Genomic DNA, 3040 nt, shown 5'->3' on the forward strand with positions numbered 1-3040 from the left:
GGCGCCGTCATGCGTGCCTCGCTGCGCCCGCGCGGCCCCGAGGTGCGCGAGGCCGGCTGGAAGGACGTGATGGTTCGTCTCTCCGACGAAAGCCGCAAGGCGTACCGCGCGTTCGTCGACATGGATGGCTTCGTCGATTACGTCCGCGGCGCCACGCCGATCGATGTGATCGAACGCATGACGCTGGGCTCGCGCCCCGCAAGGCGGCGCAGCATGAAGGGCGTCGAGGACCTGCGCGCGATCCCGTGGGTGTTTTCCTGGACCCAGTGCCGTGCGGTGCTCACCGGCTGGTATGGCCTGGGCAGCGCGCTGGAGGCGGTGGCGAAGGAGTCCGGTGAGGAGGTGCTGGGGCGCATGGCGCACGAGTGGCCTTTCTTCACCACCATGCTCGACGATGTCGAGATGGTCCTGGCCAAGGCGGACATCGATATCGCCGAGGCCTTCTCCGAACTCGCCGGGCCCCTGCATGCACGCTTCTTCCCAAAGATCCGTGAGGAGTTCGAGCGGACGGTGCGCTGGGTCCTCAAGCTGAAGGGTGCGAAGGAACTGCTCCAGCGCGAGCCACGCCTGGCCACGTCGATCCGCCTGCGCAACCCGTACGTCGACCCGATGAGCCTGCTCCAGGTCGACCTGCTCAAGCGCTGGCGCGCCACGGGCGGGAAGGACGATGCCTTGCTCAACGCGCTGGTCGCCTGCGTGAACGGGGTGTCGCAGGGGCTGCAGAATACGGGGTGAGGTAACCCCATTCGGTAGGAGCCCACCCTGTGGGCGACGCCTTTCGCGGTAACGCTACAAGACCTGTAGCTCTTTCGCGAAAGAGGTCGCCCACAGGGTGGGCTCCTACGGCCGTGTCTCACGCGGGCTGGGATTAAAGCAAACTGTAACCCTGCCGAAAACGCCGTTACATGGGCTGCATTTCTTGCGGCTCCTCAGTTTTCGAAGCAGGTTCCCCATGAAAGACACCCTCCGTCGCGCCCGCTGGCGCGGCCTCAGCGTGGGCGCGCGCCTTACGCTGCTGGTCGTCGCCATCGTCTCCCTTGGCATCGCGCTGCTGACCGTGCTCGTCACGACCCGCGTCTCGCACGAGCTCGAGACACGTTCGCGCGATGACCTGGGCCGTGGCAACCACGCCATCATCGCCATGGTGAACACGTTCAGCGGCGCGCTGCTGGCGGAGTCAGATCGCTTCCTCGCCGTGTTCGAGAGCTATTTCCCCGCGAACAGGCTGGCGACCGACACCGTGCACCGGGTGACCATGGGCGAGCGCACCGTGCCCACGATGACCCTGGGCGGGAAGGCCATCAATGGCGATTTCACCGTCGTGGATGAGTTCTCCGACCGTGCCCATGTGGTGGCCACGATGTTCGTGCGTGATGGCCAGGACTTCATCCGCGTGACCACCTCGCTGAAGAAGCAGGATGGCTCGCGCGCCGTCGGCACTTCGATCGATCACGCACACCCTGCATTCCCGCTGCAGCTGGCCGGCAAGGGCTATGGCGGCCCGGCAATCCTGTTCGGCAAGCCCTACATCACCCGCTACGAGCCGATCCGCGATGCCTCGGGCAACGTCATCGGCGTTTGGTTCGTCGGCGTGGAGATCAGCAAGGAAATGGATGCGCTGCGCGAGCAGATCGCATCGATCCGTATCGGCGAGACCGGGCATTACTCGGTGATCGACGCGAGCGCGGGCAAGCGCTATGGCTCGTATATCGTGGATCCCGCGCTGGCGGACGCCGCTGGCCAGGCGGATGGGGCGGCGCTGACCTTGCTCGGCGTGGACGGCAAGCCGGTCTACGCACCGATGCTTTCGGCAGGGAAGGGCGAGGCGCGCTATCGCGTGGCCGTCGATGGGCGTGACGTGGAGCGTCTCGCCGTGTTCGCGACCGACCCGGCATGGCACTGGATGGTCACGGGCACCGTGGACATGGATGAGCTTTATGCACCGGTGCGCCAGCTGCGCAACGCCGCGATTGGCAGCAGCCTGGTGATCGTTGGCGTGCTCTGCGTCCTGCTGTTCATCGCTATCCGCGTGCGCATCACCCGGCCGCTGTCGGCGGCGGTGCAGGCAGCCAGCCGCCTCGCCGAGGGCGACCTCACCGCGCGGCTCGCCTCCACGCGCGGCGACGAGATCGGCCAGCTCATGAACGCGATCGACGGCATTGGCGACGGCCTCGGTTCGATCGCCGATTCCGTGCGCCGCGCGACCGGCAGCATGACCAGCAGCACCTCCGAGATCGCTGCCGGCAACACCGACCTGTCGATGCGCACCGAGCGGCAGGCCGCCGAGTTGCAGATGACCGCGGCGAGCCTCGATGTGCTGACCCGGACGGTGCGCGACAACGCAGGCAACGCGGCACGCGCCAGTGCGCTCGCCGAAGGCGCCAGCGTCGCCGTCCAGCAGGAGGCGGGGGCGATGGCCGAGGCCGTCGCGTCGATGAACGGCATCCAGGCCTCCGCGCAGCGTATCGCCGATGTCATCGGCATCATCAACGGCATTTCGTTCCAGACGAACATCCTGGCACTCAACGCCGCGGTGGAAGCCGCGCGCGCCGGCGAGCAGGGCAAGGGCTTTGCCGTGGTGGCCGAGGAAGTGCGTAACCTCGCGCAGCGGAGTGCGACGGCGGCAAAGGAGATCGAGGCGTTGATCACCGAGTCGGTCGCACAGGTGGATGCCGGGCATGGCCTGGTCACCGAGGCGGGCCACAACATGCAGGCCGTGATCGGGCGCATCCGCGACGTGGCGGACCTGATGGGCGACATCAGCCGCGCGTCTACCGCCCAGTCGGAGCAGATCGGCCAGATCAACCAGGCCGTGTCGCGCATGGATGATTCCACCCAGCAGAATTCCGCGCTGGTGGAAGAGGCCGCCGCGGCGGCGAAGAGCCTGGAAGACCAGGCGGCTGAGCTGGCGCGGGTGGTTGAGGTGTTCCGGCTTTAACGCAACGTAGGAGCCCACCCTGTGGGCGACGCCGTTCGCGGAAGAGCCACAGGGCCTGTGGCGTTATCGCGAAAGATGTCGCCCACAGGGTGGGCTCCTACG

Annotated in this window: 2 protein-coding genes; both read left to right on the forward strand. The window is 67.0% G+C overall.

The window, feature by feature from the left end; all coding sequences use genetic code 11:
- The coding region (locus ACTHLF_RS11755; RefSeq protein ID WP_440327529.1) for a phosphoenolpyruvate carboxylase at positions 1 to 735 on the forward strand (735 nt) is incomplete at its 5' end.
- Positions 736 to 952: 217 nt separating this feature from the next.
- Positions 953 to 2938, forward strand: a complete 1986-nt coding sequence (locus tag ACTHLF_RS11760; protein ID WP_440327530.1) for a methyl-accepting chemotaxis protein — start codon at positions 953 to 955, stop codon at positions 2936 to 2938.
- Positions 2939 to 3040: the final 102 nt, after the last annotated feature.

This window comes from Luteibacter sp., from assembly GCF_051958795.1.
Taxonomy (GTDB): Bacteria; Pseudomonadota; Gammaproteobacteria; order Xanthomonadales; family Rhodanobacteraceae; genus Luteibacter.

Excerpts from the sequence above, each read along its gene's own strand:
- ACTHLF_RS11760 (WP_440327530.1), top strand. The coding sequence starts at position 953 with ATGAAAGACACCCTCCGTCGCGCCCGCTGGCGCGGCCTCAGCGTGGGC.